Below are 21,420 nucleotides of genomic sequence, written 5' to 3' on the forward strand. Positions count from 1 at the left end.
CTAAATTTCATTTCATTAAATATTTTAAAACAAAATGGCAAATTATTTCAACACATTACCACTTAGATTACAATTAGAGCAACTTGGAGTTTGCGAATTTATGGAGCAGTCAGAATTTGCAGACGGAATTTCAGCATTAGCAGGGAAAAAAGTTGTTATTGTTGGATGTGGTGCACAAGGTTTGAATCAAGGTTTAAACATGAGAGATTCAGGTTTAGATATTTCTTACGCATTGCGTGCAGATGCAATTGCTGAAAAGAGAGCTTCATATAAAAATGCAACTGAAAATGGGTTTAAAGTAGGTACTTATGAAGAGTTGATTCCAACTGCTGATTTAGTTTGTAATCTTACTCCGGATAAACAACATACGTCTGTTGTTACTGCGATTATGCCATTAATGAAACAAGGATCAACTTTAGCTTATTCTCACGGTTTTAATATTGTTGAAGAAGGAATGCAGATTCGTGAAGATATCACAGTTATTATGTGTGCTCCTAAATGTCCTGGTTCTGAGGTTCGTGAAGAATATAAGAGAGGTTTTGGTGTACCAACACTTATTGCAGTTCACCCTGAAAATGATCCAAACGGATTTGGTTTAGATCAGGCAAAAGCTTACGCTGTAGCAACTGGAGGACACAAAGCAGGAGTTTTAAGATCATCTTTCGTTGCCGAAGTAAAATCAGATTTAATGGGTGAGCAGACAATTCTTTGCGGATTGCTTCAAACTGGATCTATTTTATGTTTTGATAAAATGGTTGAAAAAGGAATCGATAAAGCATATGCTTCAAAATTAATTCAATACGGATGGGAAACTATCACTGAAGCTTTGAAACATGGTGGTATCACAAATATGATGGATCGTTTAAATAATCCTTCTAAAATTGAAGCTTACGAATTAGCAGAAGAATTGAAAGATATTATGCGTCCGTTATTCCAAAAACACCAGGACGATATTATTTCTGGAGAATTCTCAAGAACTATGATGATTGACTGGGCTAATGACGATGTTAATTTATTGAAATGGAGAGCTGCAACAGGAGAAACTAACTTCGAAAAAACAGCTCCACAAGAAGCTCCAATTTCTGAGCAGGAATATTTTGATAACGGAGTTTTAATGATTGCTATGGTAAAAGCTGGTGTTGAGTTAGCTTTTGAAACTATGACAGAGGCCGGAATCATTGAAGAATCTGCTTATTATGAGTCATTACACGAATTACCATTAATTGCAAACACAATCGCAAGAAAGAAATTGTTTGAAATGAACCGTGTGATTTCTGATACTGCAGAATATGGCTGTTATTTATTTGATCACGCTTGTAAGCCATTGTTGACTGAATTTATGAAAAAAGTAGAAACAAATATTATCGGAAAACCATTTTCAACTTCAAATGGAGTAGATAATAATGTTTTAATTGCTGTAAATAAAGAAATTCGTCAGCATCCTATCGAAGAAGTAGGAGCATGGTTGAGAGAATCAATGACAGCAATGAAAAAAATTGTATAATAAAATTGGGAATTTCCACGCATTCCGAATGTAGTGGAATTTGCTCTGTATCAATGTTTTAAATTAATATTTTGAATTAGTAAGCACTTATTAAGAAAATAGATATAGATGCATTTTGCATTCACTTAACTTCTGTTATTTAAGCAAGTTAAGTGAAGCGGATCCCTAAAATTGGGGTATATTTTTTAATCAAAAAATATACTTGTTGAAATTTCTATTATAATTAATAAAGCTGCTGCTATTTTCAAAGTAGGGAAAGCATTTGTAATGCAGATATTACAAAATTAATTGTTATTGAAATTTGTTAAATAAAAAGGTATGATAATTTCTTTGTCATACCTTTTTTGCGATTTAGATTTTTTCTTAAATCGTCTTTTTTTAGAATAACTTTAAAAAAAACGTATATTTTATTTATTATATGTTTTTTTTATATAAAATTTATGAATTAAATAATTTTAAGAATAGAAGCAGATTTAATACATTTATAAAAAAAATTCCACAAAACTATGAGTTATTATAAAATTGAAAATTTAGAACAATATTTTAAACATTACAATAAGTCAATAAGAGAGCCAAGAAAATTTTGGGGGAAAATTGCCGAAGAAAATTTTACTTGGTATCAACAGTGGGAAAAAGTTGTTGATTTTAATATGGCCGATGCCGAAGTGAAATGGTTTACTGACGCTAAGGTTAACATTACCAAAAACTGTATCGACAGACATTTAAGCAAAAGAGGAGAAAAAACGGCTATTATTTTTGAACCAAATGATCCGTCTGAAAGCGCTTTACATATAACTTACAACGAATTATACGAACGAGTTTCAAAAATGGCGAATGTTCTGCGTGAGCAGGGAGTTCGTAAAGGAGACCGCGTTTGTATTTATTTACCAATGATTCCTGAACTTGCCGTTTCTGTTTTGGCTTGTGCCAGAATTGGAGCGATTCACTCAGTAGTTTTTGCCGGATTTTCTGCTTCTGCAGTTTCTGCAAGAATTATCGACAGCGAATGTAAAATGGTAATCACATCTGATGGAGGTTACAGAGGAAATAAAACAATCGATTTAAAATCTATTGTTGACGAAGCTTTGGATACCTGTCCATCTGTTTCTAAAGTTTTAGTGGTAAAAAGAACAAAAACAGAAGTGTCAATGAAAGAAGGACGTGACATTTGGTTACAGCCTTTATTAGATGCCGCTCTTGACAATAGTGTTGCTGAAATTATGGATGCCGAAGATCCTTTGTTTATTCTTTATACATCAGGATCAACAGGTAAACCAAAAGGAATGGTGCACACAACAGCTGGATACATGGTTTATACAGCTTATACCTTCAAAAACGTATTCAGCCATGAAGAAAACGATATCTTCTGGTGTACGGCAGATATTGGATGGATTACAGGACACTCTTATATTTTATACGGACCATTACTAAATGGCGGAACAACCGTAATTTTTGAAGGAGTTCCTTCTTATCCTGATTTTAGCCGTTTTTGGGATATTATCGAAAAACATAAAATCACACAATTTTATACAGCACCAACGGCAATCCGTTCATTAGCAAAAGAAAGCTTAGATTATATTCAAAAATATCCTCTAAAATCGCTAAAAGTTATTGGATCTGTTGGAGAACCAATCAACGAAGAAGCTTGGCACTGGTTCAACGACCACGTAGGAGATAAAAGATGTCCGGTTGTTGATACTTGGTGGCAGACTGAAACCGGAGGAATCATGATTTCGCCAATTGCTTTCGTTACACCAACAAAACCAACTTATGCAACTTTGCCATTACCGGGAATTCAGCCAGTTTTAATGGATGAAAAACGCAATGAAATTGAAGGAAACCAAGTTGTTGGAAGTTTATGTATTAAGTTCCCTTGGCCTGGAATCGCCAGAACTATCTGGGGAGATCACCAGCGTTATAAAGACACTTATTTCTCTGCTTTCCCTGGAAAATACTTTACAGGTGACGGAGCTTTAAGAGACGAAGTTGGTTATTACAGAATTACGGGTAGAGTAGATGATGTTGTAATTGTTTCTGGACATAATTTAGGAACAGCGCCAATCGAAGATGCTATCAACGAACACCCAGCGGTTGCAGAATCTGCTATTGTTGGATTCCCACATGATATTAAAGGAAACGCTTTATATGGTTACGTTATTCTGAAAGAAACTGGAGAAGTTAGAAATAAAGAGAATTTATCAAAAGAGATCAACCAATATATTTCGGATCATATTGGGCCAATCGCTAAATTAGATAAAATCCAATTCGTTTCTGGTTTGCCAAAAACACGTTCGGGAAAAATCATGCGTAGAATTTTACGTAAAATTGCTGAAGGTGATAATTCTAATTTTGGAGATACTTCAACATTATTGAATCCTGAAATTGTAGATGAGATTATTAAAGATAGAATTTCTTAATTCGAAACTTGTATTTATAATAAAAAATGCCTCTTAAAATTTTAAGAGGCATTTTTTTATGTGTTTTTGTTTTATAAAAAGTATTGATAACATATGTCAGGCTGAGCGAAGTCGAAGCCCGTCATGCAGAATCACTTTGCGAGGGCTTCGACTTCGCTCAGCCTGACAATCGCATTGCTTCAACATGTAGTTTGTCATTTCGAGGAACGAGAAATCGCACAAGAAACTCGACAATGCATATCGCCAATCTTTGTAGAATTACGAGTGCGATTTCTCGTTCCTCGAAATGACAAGATTATGTGTGATTCTGCATGAGGAGCTTCGAATTCGCTCAGCCTGACAATTACAATTGCTTTACTAAACAATCAAAACTTAAATTTCTTATATATAACTTATATGGTGAAAAAATTATCGTATCCCCAATCTCGACTTCAATTTCAAAAACAAAAGCCCAATTTTATAAGCATCCTCCGCAGAAGAATTTCTGTCGCTTTTTGGGATTTTATAAATTTCGCATAAATCGTTTAAGGAAAACTGTTTGTCATTAATATCAGTTAATTTTCGATACATAACATCAATATCAAGAGCTTCATTTTTTAATCTTCCGCAATCTAATCTTTCGAGAGCAGCATTTAGCATTTCAATATCAAAATTAATATGATGACCCACCAGAACTGCATTTCCAATAAAATTTATAAATGCCTCTAAAGCCTCAGCTTCAGGCATTTTATTCATTTTGCTTTCAATAATGAATTCATTAGAAATTCCGTGTTCTTCTAGAAATTTATACTGAAGTAAAACCGCTTCAAAATTCTCTTTAATTACAATACTGTCGTCAATTACAGAAAAAGCCCCTAAAGATAAAATAACATCTTTATTAGGGTTTAAGCCAGAAGTTTCCGTTGACAAAACCACATATTTAGTGGGTTTTGCTTCTAATTTTGTTAAGTATTCCTTCCAGAATTCCGGATATTCCTTATTGATATTTTTAATCCAGTCTAGCATATTTTATGAGAATTGTGTCAGTTGAAATTTACTCTTAATAAGTTCCTCAAGATCCTTCATCGGGGTTAAAGCATTTTTTAACTTCTCTTTGTCTGATTTAGACATTTCTCTTAAATTAATATATTGCCCGGAATCGTCATTTTTTAAACCTTCAACAGTTCTAAACTTTGAAAGTGTTAAAAAAGCTTCGGCACAACTTAAATATATTTCAGCATTTTTAGAATCGGTAATCGCTAATTGTTTGAATCTTAAATACGTATTTTTGATTCCTTTTATATTCGCGCTCAAAATTAATAAACGTGCACTGTCAATAAGCGGCATTAAAGCACGGGTTTTAATATCGAATTTTCCTTTTTGCGGACCTTCTTCTTCAACAATAAACTTTTTGAAAAAGCTTAGAGGAGAATTTCTTTTTAAAGCATCGTTTCCTAAAAAGTCAAAGAATAAAGTATTGTTTACGGCATTTTTAAATACCACATTTTCGATAACTTCTTCAATTTTTGCTTCACCAATTACAATCTCATAATCAAAGAAAATACTGCTCAAATCATTACTGTTTTCACCTGGAGTATTCATCCAGCTGTTGTATTGTTTTGTCCAGTCGCTCAATGACTTACACCATAACATATTACTTCCCATGTGACCATTTGGACAATATTCGTAACCTACTTTTTCAAGTATGGCAGTTGTTCTTTTTGCGAGTCTTAAAAAGTAATCTTTTACCTCACGATATTTCTCCGGAGCAACATCTTCAAAAATCAAAATACTATCCTGATCTGTCAATAAAAGCTGTTCTTTACGTCCTTGACTACCAATGCTTAACCATGCAAATCTGGCAGGAGGGGAGCCTAAATCTAAAATAGATAATTCTACCGCACGTTTAATGATGGCAAGGTTAATTTCGCTTGCAATATTGCTAACGTGAGAAATTGGTATATTTTTCTGAATCGAATTCTGAATCAAATCTGATAAACGATCACGAATTTGTTTTAAATCTTTTGGAAGCTGCGAACGCTTAATTTCTTTAATTAAAACACCAGGGTTACTAGCTTGAGCCACAATTAAATCGTGCTCAGAAATAATTCCTTTCACAGCAGATTTACTTGTACCGTCTTTAGTCACACAAAGGTGAGAAACATTATGTTTCAGCATTAAAAGCTGAGCTTCGGCCAAAGAAACATTTTCAATTACTGTAACAACCGGCGAAGACATAATCTTGTCAATCGTTTCTGTAATAGGATAACGTCCGGTTGCAATTTTTGAAGATAAATCGGCATGGGTAACAATACCAATTGGATTATTTTTTTCACAAATCACAATATTGTCCACCATAGATTCTGTCATTAAAATGGCAACATCTTTTACAATATGGTGAGATTCTGTTGTTAACGGAGAATTATTATAAGAAAGAGACTGAATATACTGCATCTCATTCTGCTGATCCATGAAATTACTGTCCGGATCTAATTTTCCGTTAGAACGGGAATTATCTCGTGTATGTCTTGAATTTACTGCAAAACTTTCCAGTAAAAAATTTAAAACATCTGAATTATTAGCTACAAACGGACGGAAAACAGCAATAGGAATAGCATAAACAATACTTTCTTCGCGTGCTTTTGCCGTCATCATATAGTTATTTTTGGCAAAAAACGGGCGTAAACCAAAAATATCTCCTTCGTGACATTTGTTTATAAGAGTTTCCTCGGCATCAGCAATTGTTGTTAAATTAATGACTCCAGAAGCTACAACATAAAAGCTGTCGTGAAGCGGATCATTATTTTGAAACAATACTGCATGTTTTTCTAAATTAATGACACGAATATTTGTTGCGATATCTGATAATTCCTGAAAAGTTAAGTTATCAAACGGCGGGTATTCTTTTAAAAAATCTGCAATATGCTCAGCAATTGTATTCATATATGGTATAATATCTTTTAAAATATTGAATGTAAAAATAATAAAATAAACTCTTAGAATGAAACCATCTTGCTCAGAATCTAATTATTTTAAAGAAATGTTAAGAATTACTGAATTCAAGGCTTTAAAATAGTTTTTTGAGAATCAATTTTAAATAATTGATTGATTTTCATTGTTATAAATTTACAGTTTTATAAGCTTATAAACTAAATTATTCAATTTATGTTGTATAGTGAAAGGGGCAGCAGTTTAGATTATTCAGAATTTATAATAATGAATGATTCACCATAAGATTCTTATAATTTTCTATTTTACATAATATAAATTATAGTTCAAAAGTATCTGTGTTTAATTGGATGCTCGTGAGGCTTTATTATTTGTATTCTCTTTCTATTCATAGACTTATCTCTTGTTTCAGAATCTCATATCTCAAAAAATAATTTATCTTATTCCAAATATGAGATTTATATTGATTTGAATTCGTATCATTTTATTGCCTTAAAATTTCTCATATTTGAAAAATAAAATTTTCAAATTTCAAATAAGGAATTTATACGCGTTCAAATAAAAAAGCATCATGTACATGTAATGCTTCAAATTTTCCATATTTGAAAAATTATTTTATTTTTTTCAAATAAACGGATTTTCCGTTGAGTGAAACTTCAATTTCTATAATAGAAATTTCTCAATTCCTTGTTTAACTTTTAAAGCTCTCCATACGTCACAATTTCTATTTTAAATTTAAACCTTTATATGTCTTAATTATTTTAAGTAAAAATCCTATATTTGACATTTATGACAGATCGCAACATGACAGACAAAATAATACATCAAGGTAGAAATATAAAACGTTTCCGTGAAATGTTAGGTATTAAACAGGAAGCGCTTGCCTTTGAATTGGGCGAAGAATGGAATCAAAAGAAAATTTCTCTTTTGGAGCAAAAAGAATTGATTGAAAATAATATTTTAGATCAAGTGGCTAAAATTCTTAAAGTGCCTGTTGAAGCTATCGAGAATTTTGATGAAGATTCTGCAATTAATATTATAGCAAGTACTTTCCACGATAGCGCTGTTGCGAATACTTTTACAGATGGCGCACAGGCAAACTTCAATTGCACATTCAATCCTTTAGATAAAATGGTTGAGCTTTACGAGCGTATGCTGCAGCAGCAAAAAGAAATGATTGATAAGTTAGAAAAGTTGATTCAGGGAAAGTAAAAAAATAAATTACTACGACATTATTCGTATAATTTCTTCATAATTAATTCTTTAGGAACTAAATCATTTCCGCCTCGTTTTCTAAATTGAATGACATTATCTTCTACAACTAAAACTGCGCTTGAACTTGATCCGTCTTTATTTATCAGTTTTATTTGAGCCGTGTCGCCTAATGGATAAACATATCCCGTAATATCCAAAACTCCCGAATTTAATTCTTTAGAATCGCTTGTAAGTTCTGCAGTTCCTGAAATCGTATAATTTGACTGAGCCATTGTTATGGTAAAAATATATTGTTTTTTACAGTCTTTGCATTTTTCTGATCCCCATGTGCCGGTAAATTTATTGGTTTGAGAATATGATTGAAAGTGTATAAGAATGAGAAATAAAATAAATTTTTTCATAAATTTTAAATGTGCAGAATTATGATTCAAATATAAACGAAAAAAGCATCACAGAATTGTGATGCTTTATATTTCGCGTATTTGAAAATTTAATTTAATTTTTTCAAATAAACCGATTTTCCGTTAAGTGAAACTTCAATCTGATTTGTTTTTTCAGTAAATGTTGTTCTCAGTACATTTCCGTTAAAAAGCGAAACGTCACCGTAAACTTTTCCGGTTTCATCAGAAACATATTCAAACAATAGTTTTTTGTTGTCTGGTTCAATTCCAAGTTTATAACTTGAAAATTTTGTTCCTTTTAAATCAAATTGCTGCTGTGAATCAATAATTTTTCCATCAGCATAAAAATTTGTGATCGTTTTGCTTAAAGTAATATCCGGATAATATTGATTTACTTTTGTTAGTAATGCATATTGCTCCACATTTGCATCTTCTTGTTTTGATGAGATGGTTTGAGCAAAAGAAATTGTTGTAAAAATAAGTGCTAATAGTAAAGTGAATTTTTTCATAATCTAAATTTTATAGTTAATGTTTCAAAACATTTTCGAAACGTTATATAATAACCATTTTTGAATTAAAGTAATTATTATTTACAACAAGATAGTTAATATTTATCTTTGCACGAAATTAAAAGCAATATTTTAAGAAAATGACAACAAAAAAATATATTCAACTTATACTTATTTTAGGTTCTTTAACTGCACTTGGCCCTTTTTCAATTGATATGTATCTGCCTGGTTTCTCTGATATTGCTAAGGATTTAAATACGTCTGTAGCAAAAGTTTCGATGAGTTTATCAAGTTATTTTATCGGAATTTCTGCCGGACAATTACTTTACGGACCTTTATTAGACCGTTTCGGACGCAAAAAACCTTTATTTATTGGGTTAATGGTTTATATTTTAGCTTCTTTAGGCTGTGTATATGTCGCTGATATTGATTCGTTTATCTTCTTACGTTTTATTCAGGCTGTCGGAAGCTGTGCTGCAACTGTAGCTTCGGTTGCAATGGTTCGTGATTTATTTCCCGTAAAAGATATCCCTAAAGTATTCTCGTTATTAATGCTTGTTTTAGGACTTTCGCCGATGCTGGCGCCAACAATTGGCGGTTACGTCACACAGGATTTTGGTTGGCATATCGTATTTTTAATCCTGTTTTGTATGGGAATTGCCATTTTAATTGCTGCTCAAGTTGGTTTGCCAAATAGTTATAAACCAGACCATTCTATTTCTTTAAAACCAAAACCTATTATTTCAAACTTTTTAAAAGTCCTTAAAGAGCCTCAGTTTTATACGTATGCATTTACGGGAGCGATCGCTTTTTCCGGATTATTTACATATGTAGCGGCATCACCTATCATTTTTATGGATATTTACCACGTTGATGCTAAAACATACGGATGGATTTTTGCTTTTATGTCCGTTAGTTTTATTGGTTCGAGCCAGTTGAATTCGGTTTTATTGAAAAGATTTTCCAGTGAACAAATGATTTTTGCTGCTTTAATTTTACAATCTTTAATTACTATTGTATTCCTTATACTTTCTGTAAATAACCTTTTAGGATTGTATTCGACAATTGTAATGTTATTTTTATTCCTGGGCTGTTTAGGAATTTCAAACCCAAATACTGCCGGACTTACAATGGCTCCATTTGCTAAAAATGCCGGAAGTGCTTCGGCTTTAATGGGTGCTATTCAATTAGGATTAGGAGCTTTAGCTTCATTTGCTGTCGGAATTTTTGTTAAGGATTCTGTAGCGCCAATGGTTCTTATTATGACCGTTACTACAATTATTGCTTTTGTAGTTTTAAATATTGGAAAACGTTTTATTAAAAATAAAGTTGAGATTGCTGAAAGTGATGATGTGGTTGTGGGACATTAGATATTTAAATTCCAATTTTTTTAAATTCCAAATTCCAATTGTATTCGTATATAAAAAGCCAGATCTTGATTCTGGCTTTTTTTTATGTTCAACAGTTTGTCATTTCGACCGAAGAGAGAAATCGCACACGAAACTCCGTAATCTGAATCGCCAATCTTTGTCGACATTCTAGTGCGATTTCTCCCTTCAGTCGAAATGACAATACTTTGTGGATCTTCTACAACAAACCCGACAGGGTTTTAAAAACCTGTCGGGTTTATAAACTCAAAAAAAATCAAAATTCCTGTAATTGGAATTTGGAATTTAAAAAATTTTGGAATTTAATATTTTATTCCAATTGTTGTTTTTTATCAGGTCTAATAATCATTCTAAGAGATTGATCTCTGGCGAAATACGCAACCATCCAGTTCCAAAATGTATTAATTCTGTTTCTATATGTAATTAAGGAAATCAGATGAATAAACAACCAGATAACCCAGGCAAAGAATCCTTTAAAATGCCATTTAGGACTTGGTAAATCAACTACGGCTTTGTTTTTTCCAATAATCGCCATTGAACCTTTATCATTATAAGCAAATGGTTTCAAAGGTTTATTTTGAGTCATTGCCTTAAAGTTTTTAGCCAAATTTAATCCTTGCTGAATTGCAACTTGCGCAACCTGTGGATGTCCGTCGGGGAAATTTTTATCTCCGGCTGAAATTGCAGTATCACCAATAGCATAAATGTTGTCTAGACCATTTACCTTACTATATTGATCTGTAGCCATACGTCGGCCGCGACCGTAACTTTCCTTTGGAATTCCGTCAAAAAGCTTCGCAGAAACTCCGGCTGCCCAAATTAAGTTTTTGGTTTTGATTGTTTCTCCATTTTCAAAATGCACCGTATCATCAACATAATCAACAACACGAGTATGCAGTTTTACAACAACACCAAGTTTTGTAAGCGCTTCGAGAGTATCTTTTTGAGATTCCTTGCTCATTGGTGCTAAAAGAGCATCTCCTCCATCAACCAAATAAACATTACTCGCAGATGTTTCTAATTCCGGATATTCCTTCAACAGAATATTTTTTCTCATTTCGGCAAACATTCCAGAAACTTCAACTCCTGTTGGTCCGCCTCCGGCAACAACGATCGTTAATAATTTACGTCGTTTGCGAATATCTTTTGTAATAGCAGCTTTTTCAAGGTTTTTAAGCAATGCATTTCGCATTTCGATGGCATCATTTAAGGTTTTCATCGGGATTGCGTTTTTCATTACGTTTTCCATACCAAAATAACTCGTTTCGGCACCCGTTGCAAAAACCAAATAATCATATGATAATTCGCCGTTGCTCAAAATGATTTTATTTTCGGCAGGAACTACAGAAAGTAATTCACCTAAACGAAACTGAAGGTTCTTTTTACCAGCGAAAAATTTTCTAAAAGGATAACTAATACTTGATGGTTCTAAAAAAGCGGTTGCAACCTGATATATAAGCGGAGGAAAAAAATTATAATTGTTTTTATCGACAAGGGTTACTTGTATTTGAGGATGATTTACAAGTTCTTTTGCGAGATTTATTCCTGCAAAACCACCTCCTATAATGACTATATTCATACGTATTGTTTTATTATGTAGGATTTATGAGTAAAACTGTTTTTGCCTTAGCAGTTCCATAAATTTAACATTTTAATTCCAAATATGAAACTCAAACTTAAGTTTTCTTTTCCTTTTTTGAGAATTATTCAGTCAATTTAAGTTTCATCATAATATCAGTCTGTTCATCGTTTCCAAGTCTAAAAATGTGTTTGTCAAATTCGACAAAACCATTCTTTTTATAAAAACTTAAAGCGCGATGATTTTCTTCCCAGACTCCTAACCAAACATAGTCAGCGTTCTTTTCTTTGGCTGTTTGAATCGCTTTTTCATAAAGCAACTGTCCGACTTTTTTTCCGTGAAATTCTTTTGAAACATAAATACGTTCGATTTCAAGGGATTTTTCGTCCTGCAGTTCAGTCTGCGATTCTCCGAAGTTTATTTTTAAATAACCAATTGCGTTATTATCAAGAAGGGCGAAATAAAATTCAGAACTTTTATTCGTTAATTCTTCCGTCAATTTTTCTTTAGAAAATTTTTTTTCTAAATAACTGCGCATGTTTTCTTCAGAATTTGATTCTGAAAAAGTCTCATAAAAAGTTTGTCGGCCAATTTTTTGTAATTGGTCAATATCGTCAAGTGTAATCTCGTTTATATGAATATTTTCCATTCTAATTTATGCTGAGTTTTAGGATTTAAATTCCTTATAAAATTACAACATAAATCAGCAGATTAAAAAGCTTGAAGTCTTACTTTTTGAATTTTTTAACAGGTTTTTCTGTTACTTCAATTTTATTTTGTAAAACATAATTGGCTAACAATTTCTCAATCAGTTCTTCTTTTGTAAGATGATGAAAAACGGTTTTTACCTTCGTTTTCAAATCAGTCGAAATATCGTGATTTGGTTTTGTTTTGAAGATTTGTTTTGCCCATAAAAGTGTATTGTTTTCTTCAATACTTAAGGCTGAAGGTTTTTGGAATTTAGTAAATTTAAGTCCCAGTTCTCTTTCAAAATCAGCAATTTCTGCCACTTCCTCTTCTTGTAAAACAGTTAAAGAAAGTCCCTTTGCTCCTGCTCTGGCAGTTCTTCCGCTTCGGTGAACATACGTTTCGTAAGCATCCGGTAAATGGTAATTGACAACATAAGAGATTTCTTTTACGTCAATTCCTCTCGCTGCTAAATCGGTGGCAACTAAAATATTAATATGTCCTTCGCGGAATTGTTCCATGATTCTGTCACGAATTCCCTGTGATAAACTTCCGTGAATTGCTCCCGAAGAAAAACGGTTTATCGCCAGATTTTTGGCTAATTTATTAACGGCAGCTTTTGTTTTACAGAAAATAATACCGCGTTCCCCATCTTTTGAATTTAGAAAATGCATTAAAACATCTAATTTTTCAATAGGATCAACTACAATATATTCGTGATCAATTCCTTGGTTACCAACAGTTTCCATATTGGCGCTTACCTGAACTACATTTTTGTTTAAGTAATTCTGAACCAATTGTTTAATTGTTCCCGGTAAAGTAGCCGAGAATAATAAAGTGCGGTGTTTTTTAGGAATTTCAGCCAGAATTTCGTCCAGACTTTCTTTTAAGATCGAAACCATTTCATCGGCTTCATCTAAAACTAAAAATTGGGTTTGTTTTAAATCAACTGCTTTTCTTTGAATCAAATCAATTAAACGTCCCGGCGTTGCCACAATAATGTGTGTTGGCGATGTAAGACGCTCAATTTGAGGTTTAATGGGAATTCCACCGCAAGTTGCCGCGATTGAAATATTTGGAATATATTTTGAAAAATCTTCTAAATTTCTAAAAATCTGATGCCCTAATTCTCTCGTTGGAACTAAAATTACAGCCTGAACTACAGGAGATTCCGTATCAATTAATTGCAATAAAGGAAGTCCAAAAGCCGCTGTTTTTCCGGTTCCGGTTTTGGCTAAACCAACAACATCGTGGTTTTCAGACAGTAAAAGCGGAATTGTTTTTTGTTGAATTTCAGTAGGTTCAACAATGTTTAATTCGCCTAAAGCTTTTAAAATTGGCGCTGAAAGTCCTAATGTTGAGAATTGTTTAGACATATTTTTAGTTTTTTTTGTTTCAGGTTTCATGTTTCAAGTTACACAGAAACTCAATTAAGTTTAAAAGGAGAAATCACATTAGACTTAATTACTCTTAAATGTGATTCCTCCTTCTTGAAATTATAATTATTCAGATTTCAAGAACTTGAAACATGAAACCTGAAACTTTTTTAATTCTTATTATCAATCCGGTTCGTTCATGATTTTTTCGCGGTATTTTTTACCTACTAATAAAGTCAATCTTTGCTTGTAATCATCCAGAAGCCATTCGCGGTAGTTTTTACTACACTGACTTAAGCATTTTGCGTAACGTTTAATTCGGCATTCGATATCATCTTCTAATTCTCTTGACAAAGCTTTTGCTTCCTGAAGCGTCTCTGTATTATCAACACACATTGCAGCGTGCTGTTCCAGCGATTTGTCTAAAACAATTTTCGAACGTAAATTTTGTTTAATGGCCAATTTGTGTTCTTCTTCAACATCAAAAGTAACATCAGCAGTTTTGCTGAATTTTGCTCTTAATTCTGGCGGCATGCTGTATTTAAAGAACATTTCAATCTCAGTATCGTCTCTAAGATTCTCCAAATAAAATTCTGGAGATTTAAAAATGTGCTGCCAGTTTACCGGTTCGCTCCATAAACCGAAACGAGCGGCGTTGTTTCCTAAATCGATTACTGTAAACTCGTCTTTACCAGGTAATTTACGAGATCCACGACCAATCATCTGGAAATATAATGTCAATGATTTTGTTGCTCTGTTTAAGATAATTGTCTCAACAGTTGGCTCATCAAAACCAGTTGTTAAAATCCCCACAGATGTCAAAATTGCATCCGGCGTTTTCTTGAACCAAGCCAAAATATCTTTACGCTCCTCAGAACTGCTTGTATTATCAAGGTGACGAATATCGTAACCCGCTTCTCTAAAAGTATCGTATACATATAATGATGTATGAATACCGTTATTGAAAATTAAAGTTTTCTTGCCTAAAGAACGTTCTGTATAGGCATGAAGCAATTTTTCCTGCATTAAAGAATTGGTATACAAATCATCAGATGATTTTACGGTATAATCTCCGTTGATACCTACTTTTAATGAAGTCAAACCAACATCATAACTATAGGTTGTTGCTCTCGCCAAAAATCCTTTGTCGATCAATGAACCAATAGTGTCCCCAACGATAAGTTCGTCGTAACTTTGGTGCATTGGTAATTTTATGTTTGAACTCAAAGGTGTTGCTGTTACTCCAAGAATAAAAGCATTTTTAAATGAGTTTAATAGTTTTCTAAATGAATTGTAATGTGCCTCGTCAATAATTACCAAACCAATATTGTCAAGGTGCAGTTTCTCGTCGTTGATACGGTTTTTTAAAGTTTCAACCATCGCCACGAAACAAGAATAATCATTTTGGTCCGGTAATTCTTTTACCTTGCTGTTGATTATTTTATTGCTTACGCCAAAGCCCTTCAACATTTTTGAAGTTTGTTTGCAAAGCTCGATTCTGTGAGTTAAAACAACCACTTTTTTGTCATTATTAGATAAATAACGACGTACAATTTCAGAGAAAATTACTGTTTTTCCGCCTCCGGTAGGCAGCTGATACAATAAATGATGTTTTGGAGGAGCATTGTCTAAGCGGTCAAAAATGGCATCAATATCGCCTTTTTGGTATGCATAAAGTTCTTTTTTCTCTTCTCTTTCTATTTCTAAAGTGTTTTGAGACATTGTTTATTTTTGGATTTTTGCAAAAATACATCTAAAAAACAGTTATTCATCTTATTTTAACCTAAAATAAATGATTTTTTTAAATAAGATTTTTTATAGGAAGTGTTTTTAAAAGTCGATTTTATCCAGAATTGCTTCAAAATCATACTTATTTTTCCATTTTTGCTGCAAAGTCTGCTGGTAAATTGCATCAATCCTTGCTTTAAATTCAGCGAGGATTCCGTTAGAAATGACAAAATTTACTGCTTGTTCAAACGAATTAAAAATACTTTTGTAAAATAATTCCTGCTTAATGTAGTTGTTGGCAGAATAAGTTTGGGCAATTTCGATATTGTAAAACATCAAATCGGCAATGATAAACGGATCAACGCCTAACATTATAAAATGTTTGATGATTTTTTGTGCTACAGAACGACGCATTTTTGCTCTCGGGCGCCATTTTGCATTGGGCTTTTTTACGGGAAAATATTCATGGGAAATTTTAACCTTAGATTCCTGCAAAAGTTTATCTTCTTTTGGGTTAAAAACAAAATCGTAATACACTTTTACCGGAGCAAATTTTTCATACAGCTCAATAAGCTGTTCTTCGAGTTGCTCTTTGCTCAGTTCGGTTAAATATTTTTTTAAATCGCGCTTGCTCATTATCAAAGTTTAAGATTACAAAAGTAAATTACTTTCCTGAGACATAACTTAAAAACCAATCCTAATACTTAATTTTGCTGCTATAATCTCAAAATATATCTACATGCTTAAGATTTTTAAAGTTACCGCTATTTTAGAAGGAATTTCATATTTAGTTTTATTTGCCAATATGCTTATTATTAAAACTAACAATCCAGAACTTTACCATACTTTATTAAGACCTTTAGGAATGACACACGGCGTGTTATTTATAGGTTATATTGTTTTGGCTTTTTTATTAAAAAAATCTCAAAACTGGGATTTAAAAACATTTGCAATTATACTAATCGCTTCTCTTATTCCGTTTGGAACTTTCTACATCGAGAAAAAATATTTAGAAACTAAAGCAAATGCTTAACCTTTTGGATAAAATATTCAATTTTTTATACCCTCTTTTCAGGCATTGGGGAATGAGCCGCAATTTTGCGTCTTATATCAGCCTGATTTTTAATATTGCCATTATGGTGGCTTTGGCTTATGCCATTTATTATGTCGCAAAATTTGTTTTGGTAACGTTGACGGCCATTTTTGCCCAGCGAACCAAAACAAAGTTTGACGACTATTTAGTTCACAATAAAACCACAAAATACACCGCGTATTTAATTCCATTTTTCTTTATTTATAAAGCTGTTCCTATTATTCTGGACAAATACGAATATTGGGAATCGCTTTTTGGGAAAATCGTTGGTATTTATATCGTTTTGATCAGTTTATGGATCATCAGAACGATTTTTAATGCGCTTCGTGATTATTTAAAGCAAAAACCGGAATACAGCGATAAACCTATCGACAGTTTCATTCAGGTTATTATGATTGTGCTTTGGATTTTTGGGGTTGCGATGATTATTTCAACTTTATTCGGAATCAAAAGAGGCGAATTATTAACCATTTTAGGAACGCTTTCGGCTATTATTATCTTGATTTTCAGAGATACAATTTTAGGATTTGTTTCGAGTGTTCAGGTTGCCATAAACGATATGGTTCGCATTGGCGACTGGATTACGATGGATAAATTTGGTGCCGATGGCGACGTAATAGAAATCAATTTAACGACCGTAAAAGTTCGAAATTTCGACAATACCATTACCACAATTCCAACGTATGCTTTAAGTTCTGATTCTTTTCAGAACTGGCGCGGCATGCAGAATTCTGAAGGAAGACGTATTAAAAGACATATTTTGATTAAAAGCAGCAGTATTCGTTTTCTGAATAATGATGACTTAAATCATATGAAAGGAATTCAGCTTATTACCTCTTACATTGAAACCAGACAATCTGAAATTGAAAAGTACAATGCTCATCGGGGAATCGATAAATCACTTGCTCTCAACGGACGTAATATGACCAATTTAGGTTTGTTTAGAAAATATATTATGCAGTATTTATTAGATCATCCCGGATTAAATAAAAACATGCATATTATGTGCCGCCAGCTGCAGTCGACTGCACACGGAGTTCCATTAGAAATTTATGTTTTTTCAAGTGATAAACGCTGGGCAAATTACGAATATATAATGTCTGATATTTTCGATCACATTATGGCGTCGGTTATCTATTTTGATCTTGAAATATTTGAACTGCCTTCGCAGATTGGGGTTTTAGATCGGTAAGTTTTCAGTCGCAGTATTCAGTCACAGTCTCAGTAAAAAACTGAAAACTGAAAACTGAGACTGCGACTGAATACTATCTTTTAATTTCTTCAAAAACAAACTTAGGATCTTTATAATTCAAAGTTCCGTCAATAAAGCACGGAAGATTAAAGTAAGTTCCCACTACTCCATTTCCCAGAATCAGTTTGTTTTCTTTTTTAAGCAAAGCCAAAGGCACTCTTTTCCAGGTTCCACCGTTTGATATATAATGAAAATCACCTCTTAAAGTATTTCCGTTTATATCCCCTCTTACATCGCCGGAATCCTTCCCTACTTTATAATAAGATATTTCATAACGACCGAAAAAGCGTTTATCACTTATATTAAGTGCTAAAATTGCGGTGTCTTTATTATTTACGGCGCGATACAAAACTTCCTGATAACCATTTTTATCCTCTTTTGAATTGCAGGAAACTATAGTAACCAATATCAACAGGAGAAAAACCAAAGATTTTATATTCATGAGTGTGTGTGTTAAACCATATAAGTTATGTAAGTTCATAAATTAAAGCTTAATCTTGAACATATAAATATTTCAGTTTGTTAAGAATAAAACTTAAATTTTCTTATATAACTTATATGGTTAAATTAATTTGAAGCTTAATTTTTACATTACTTATAGAGTTAAGATTTTTTTATTTTCCTAATTACAAGCAATTTCAGCAAGTTAGAAATAAAACTTAAATTTTCTTATATCACTTATATGGTGAAATTATTTTTGCATTATATTTTTTTCTAAATTTAAATAAAAAACATGGCGGATAGAGACACTTTTTTAAGAGAATTAAGAGGCGAAACTTTAGGAACTGTAAGTGCTCAATCTTCTCCAGATGAGATCTTTCAAAATCAGACGATTAGGCCTATTCTAAAACTTCAAAACGATTTGTTTATTGCGGTTTTTATTAATTATGTCAATAAAAACAAAGCTGATTTTTATTCGTATTCTGTTGAGAAGAAACTGCAGACTATAGAAAATTCCATTCAAAAAGATATTAAGTTCAGAAATTCTCTAAAAGGAATTGTAATGGCGCTTTTTACTATTGAAGAATACGAAACTTATATTCAAAATTCATCGAGTTTAAACAAACGAATGATGAATTTATTGATTGACAGATTGAAAAGTCAGGTGCAGTTGTTTGAGGTTGAATCTGATTCTAAATAATACTAATGATTAAAGCATACCATTACCTGTACTTTCGTACTTATGAAACTATTTCAAAAACAAATAAAACATCTGCAGAATATTCATCCGCAGGATTGCTGTCTCTTATTATTTTTATAAATATCTTAAGTGTCTATTCTTTACTTTTTAGGTCATTTAACAATATTGCTTTTTACAGTTGTTGTGCTTTTGGGATAGTTGTATTAACTCTAAATTTTATGTATTTTAATGATGCTAGACACAAATCTATTCTTTATGAATTTAAAGATGTAAAAATAAAAAGGGTATATAAAATACTTGTTGATGGTTATCCATATGTGTCTTTTATATTTTTGTTTAGTTCACTTGATATTGGATTTTATACAATATATTATTTTATTGGAATAGTAATTTTGATAAAAGCAGTAAGCTATTTTTGGGAATTATAATTTAAAAAGATGTTCACTCAATTCCGAAATAAATTTCCTTTAACGGACGAAAAATGGAACGAATACACCAGCTATTTCAATCGTATTGAAGTTCCTGCCAAAACAGTTTTGATAGAAGAAGGCGAAGTTTCTAAAAAGCTTTTTATAATCGAAAAAGGCTGTATCAGGGTTTGGTTTAATAATAACGGAAAAGATTTGACTTCGCAGTTTTTTTTCGAAAATCAAAGTGTTGCTTCTATCGAAAGTTTCATTAAAAAATTTCCGAGTCCGGTTGTGGTGGAAACAATTGAACCTTCTGTTTTATGGTGGATTTCTAAAAATGACGTTGATACAATTTTGGAAGAAATAAAAGAAATTCCAGAACTTCGGGATCGGTTAATCAATATGCTTTTTCAAAGAACATTTGATTATATGAAACACTTTTTTTCTTTTATAAAAGACTCCCCTACTCAGCGTTATCTTAGTTTAATTGAAGAAAGACCTCAAATTGTGCAGCGAGTTCCGCAACATTACATCGCATCTTACCTTGGCGTGAGCACCGTTCATTTAAGCCGAATTAAAAGTAAGCTGGTTCACAAAAAATAATTAAAATTTCACCATATAAGTTATATAAGAAATTATAAGCTTGGCTTAAATTAACTTATATAACTTATATGGTTTTAAAAAAAAACTTGATAATTGTTTCTTATTTCATTTGATAACAAATGTTATCGTTTGCCCATAAACGACGCCATAATTTTGCTTCATAAAATTTAATATTTATAAAAATTATGAAAGCAGCAGTAGTTTATAAAAAAGGCGAATTGCCAAAATATGCAGAATTCCAAAAACCAATCCCGACAAATGAAAATGAGGTTTTAATCTCGGTTAAAGCTGTGGCGATTACTAATCTGGATAAAGGAATTGCAAGCGGAGAACATTATTCTTCAGAAAATGAAAATCAAAACGGATTTGTAATTGGCAGTGACGCCATTGGTTTACTTGAAAACGGAACCAGGGTTTACGCCCGAGGAATTTCAGGAACAATCGCAGAAAAAGCTTTAGTCGAGAAAAACAGAATGGTCGCATTGCCAGACGGAATTGAAGATGCAATAGCCGCAGCAATGCCTAACGCAGTTGCAGGTTCGGCAATGGCGCTTCGATTTAGAGCCGGAATAAAACCAGGAGAAACGGTTTTAATTAATGGCGCAACTGGTTTTACGGGTCAGATGGCTATTCAGATTGCGAAACATTATGGAGCAAAAAAAATAATTGTTACGGGAAGAAGCGAAAAAACGCTTCAAAGTCTTTTAGAATTAGGTGCTGACGAAATTGTTTCTTTAAAACAGAATGATGAAAGTTTTGTGTCGAAGCTTAAAGAAATTCATCAAAACACACCAATTGATATTGTTTTGGATTATTTGTGGGGACATTCGGCAGAATTGATTCTTTCTGTTTTAAAAGGAAACGGTAATTTTACTCCTAAAACGAGATATGTTTCTGTTGGTTCAATGTCTGGTGATACGATTCAATTATCAGCTCAAATTTTGCGAAGCGTTGATTTACAATTATCTGGCTCAGGTTTAGGAAGCTGGACAAGAGATGAAGTGAAAATGTTATTTTCAGAAATTCTTCCTGAGATGTTTGTTTTAGCTTCTCAAAACAAACTAAAAGTAAATATCGAGAAAGTGAATTTAGTCGATATTGAAAAAATGTGGAACGCTGATGTTTCTGATGGGAAAAGATTAGTTGTTTTAATCTAAAAAGTTTTTTTAAACACATAGAAACATAGATT

At 32.4% G+C, this 21,420-nt stretch carries 20 protein-coding genes; 10 read left to right on the forward strand and 10 right to left on the reverse strand.

Annotated elements, in window-relative coordinates; genetic code table 11:
- The first annotated feature begins 34 nt into the window (after positions 1 to 34).
- Together ilvC and acs are read left to right on the forward strand one after the other, a co-directional pair.
- Positions 35 to 1,504, forward strand: coding sequence for a ketol-acid reductoisomerase (gene ilvC, locus ACODSB_RS16745; RefSeq protein WP_053474516.1), 1,470 nt, complete (start codon positions 35 to 37; stop codon positions 1,502 to 1,504).
- Positions 1,505 to 2,010: 506 nt separating this feature from the next.
- Complete coding sequence (acs, locus tag ACODSB_RS16750; protein ID WP_488937885.1) at positions 2,011 to 3,921, forward strand: acetate--CoA ligase; 1,911 nt, start codon at positions 2,011 to 2,013, stop codon at positions 3,919 to 3,921.
- A 408-nt stretch (positions 3,922 to 4,329) separates the two neighbouring features.
- Here acs and ACODSB_RS16755 read toward each other — a convergent pair whose 3' ends face one another.
- Both ACODSB_RS16755 and ACODSB_RS16760 read right to left on the reverse strand, forming a co-directional pair.
- Positions 4,330 to 4,926 carry a 3'-5' exonuclease gene (locus ACODSB_RS16755; protein ID WP_180860062.1) on the reverse strand — a complete coding sequence of 199 codons (597 nt, stop codon included), beginning with the start codon at positions 4,924 to 4,926 and terminating at the stop codon, positions 4,330 to 4,332.
- A 3-nt stretch (positions 4,927 to 4,929) separates the two neighbouring features.
- Entirely contained in the window at positions 4,930 to 6,843 is a 1,914-nt protein-coding gene (locus ACODSB_RS16760; RefSeq protein ID WP_053473176.1) for a DUF294 nucleotidyltransferase-like domain-containing protein, read from the reverse strand.
- Between the two features lie 795 nt (positions 6,844 to 7,638).
- Here ACODSB_RS16760 and ACODSB_RS16765 point away from each other — a divergent pair.
- Positions 7,639 to 8,061, forward strand: a complete 423-nt coding sequence (locus ACODSB_RS16765; RefSeq protein WP_180861747.1) for a helix-turn-helix transcriptional regulator — start codon at positions 7,639 to 7,641, stop codon at positions 8,059 to 8,061.
- A gap of 20 nt (positions 8,062 to 8,081) precedes the next feature.
- Here ACODSB_RS16765 and ACODSB_RS16770 read toward each other — a convergent pair whose 3' ends face one another.
- Both ACODSB_RS16770 and ACODSB_RS16775 read right to left on the reverse strand, forming a co-directional pair.
- The gene (locus ACODSB_RS16770) at positions 8,082 to 8,465 is read right to left on the reverse strand and encodes a hypothetical protein (protein WP_488937886.1); all 384 of its coding nucleotides are present in this window, start codon (positions 8,463 to 8,465) and stop codon (positions 8,082 to 8,084) included.
- 89 nt (positions 8,466 to 8,554) lie between these two features.
- Positions 8,555 to 8,974: a hypothetical protein gene (locus ACODSB_RS16775; protein ID WP_180861757.1), complete on the reverse strand. Its 420-nt coding sequence runs from the start codon at positions 8,972 to 8,974 to the stop codon at positions 8,555 to 8,557.
- A gap of 140 nt (positions 8,975 to 9,114) precedes the next feature.
- Here ACODSB_RS16775 and ACODSB_RS16780 point away from each other — a divergent pair, with 140 nt between their 5' ends.
- Positions 9,115 to 10,344, forward strand: coding sequence for a multidrug effflux MFS transporter (locus tag ACODSB_RS16780; RefSeq protein WP_488937887.1), 1,230 nt, complete (start codon positions 9,115 to 9,117; stop codon positions 10,342 to 10,344).
- Positions 10,345 to 10,672: 328 nt separating this feature from the next.
- Here ACODSB_RS16780 and ACODSB_RS16785 read toward each other — a convergent pair whose 3' ends face one another.
- From ACODSB_RS16785 to ACODSB_RS16805, 5 genes are all read right to left on the reverse strand, one after another.
- Positions 10,673 to 11,941, reverse strand: a complete 1,269-nt coding sequence (locus ACODSB_RS16785; RefSeq protein WP_053473182.1) for an NAD(P)/FAD-dependent oxidoreductase — start codon at positions 11,939 to 11,941, stop codon at positions 10,673 to 10,675.
- A 124-nt stretch (positions 11,942 to 12,065) separates the two neighbouring features.
- On the reverse strand, positions 12,066 to 12,590 hold the full coding sequence (locus ACODSB_RS16790) for a GNAT family N-acetyltransferase (protein ID WP_488937888.1): 525 nt from the start codon (positions 12,588 to 12,590) through the stop codon (positions 12,066 to 12,068).
- 79 nt (positions 12,591 to 12,669) lie between these two features.
- Positions 12,670 to 14,004, reverse strand: coding sequence for a DEAD/DEAH box helicase (locus tag ACODSB_RS16795; RefSeq protein ID WP_053473261.1), 1,335 nt, complete (start codon positions 14,002 to 14,004; stop codon positions 12,670 to 12,672).
- Between the two features lie 183 nt (positions 14,005 to 14,187).
- The gene (locus ACODSB_RS16800) at positions 14,188 to 15,726 is read right to left on the reverse strand and encodes a DEAD/DEAH box helicase (protein ID WP_053473184.1); all 1,539 of its coding nucleotides are present in this window, start codon (positions 15,724 to 15,726) and stop codon (positions 14,188 to 14,190) included.
- A 108-nt stretch (positions 15,727 to 15,834) separates the two neighbouring features.
- Positions 15,835 to 16,368, reverse strand: a complete 534-nt coding sequence (locus ACODSB_RS16805) for a DUF6155 family protein (RefSeq protein WP_488937889.1) — start codon at positions 16,366 to 16,368, stop codon at positions 15,835 to 15,837.
- 103 nt (positions 16,369 to 16,471) lie between these two features.
- On the opposite strand from ACODSB_RS16805, the gene ACODSB_RS16810 reads away from it, so the two are divergent.
- Both ACODSB_RS16810 and ACODSB_RS16815 read left to right on the forward strand, forming a co-directional pair.
- Positions 16,472 to 16,765: a DUF3817 domain-containing protein gene (locus ACODSB_RS16810; RefSeq protein ID WP_053473186.1), complete on the forward strand. Its 294-nt coding sequence runs from the start codon at positions 16,472 to 16,474 to the stop codon at positions 16,763 to 16,765.
- Positions 16,758 to 18,017 (forward strand): mechanosensitive ion channel family protein, encoded by a 1,260-nt coding sequence (locus ACODSB_RS16815; protein WP_488937890.1) that lies wholly within the window; start codon positions 16,758 to 16,760, stop codon positions 18,015 to 18,017. The genes ACODSB_RS16810 and ACODSB_RS16815 overlap by 8 nt, the downstream gene beginning before the upstream one ends.
- A gap of 73 nt (positions 18,018 to 18,090) precedes the next feature.
- Here the strand turns inward: ACODSB_RS16815 and ACODSB_RS16820 are convergent, their stop codons facing one another.
- On the reverse strand, positions 18,091 to 18,519 hold the full coding sequence (locus ACODSB_RS16820; protein WP_180861769.1) for a hypothetical protein: 429 nt from the start codon (positions 18,517 to 18,519) through the stop codon (positions 18,091 to 18,093).
- Between the two features lie 291 nt (positions 18,520 to 18,810).
- Here ACODSB_RS16820 and ACODSB_RS16825 point away from each other — a divergent pair, with 291 nt between their 5' ends.
- From ACODSB_RS16825 to ACODSB_RS16840, 4 genes are all read left to right on the forward strand, one after another.
- Positions 18,811 to 19,218 (forward strand): glyoxalase, encoded by a 408-nt coding sequence (locus ACODSB_RS16825; protein ID WP_180861771.1) that lies wholly within the window; start codon positions 18,811 to 18,813, stop codon positions 19,216 to 19,218.
- A gap of 5 nt (positions 19,219 to 19,223) precedes the next feature.
- On the forward strand, positions 19,224 to 19,646 hold the full coding sequence (locus tag ACODSB_RS16830) for a hypothetical protein (protein ID WP_488937891.1): 423 nt from the start codon (positions 19,224 to 19,226) through the stop codon (positions 19,644 to 19,646).
- 9 nt (positions 19,647 to 19,655) lie between these two features.
- The gene (locus ACODSB_RS16835; RefSeq protein WP_488937892.1) at positions 19,656 to 20,231 is read left to right on the forward strand and encodes a Crp/Fnr family transcriptional regulator; all 576 of its coding nucleotides are present in this window, start codon (positions 19,656 to 19,658) and stop codon (positions 20,229 to 20,231) included.
- A gap of 185 nt (positions 20,232 to 20,416) precedes the next feature.
- Positions 20,417 to 21,388, forward strand: a complete 972-nt coding sequence (locus ACODSB_RS16840) for a quinone oxidoreductase family protein (protein WP_488937893.1) — start codon at positions 20,417 to 20,419, stop codon at positions 21,386 to 21,388.
- Positions 21,389 to 21,420 lie beyond the last annotated feature (32 nt).

It is taken from the genome of Flavobacterium sp. FG68, from assembly GCF_057808895.1.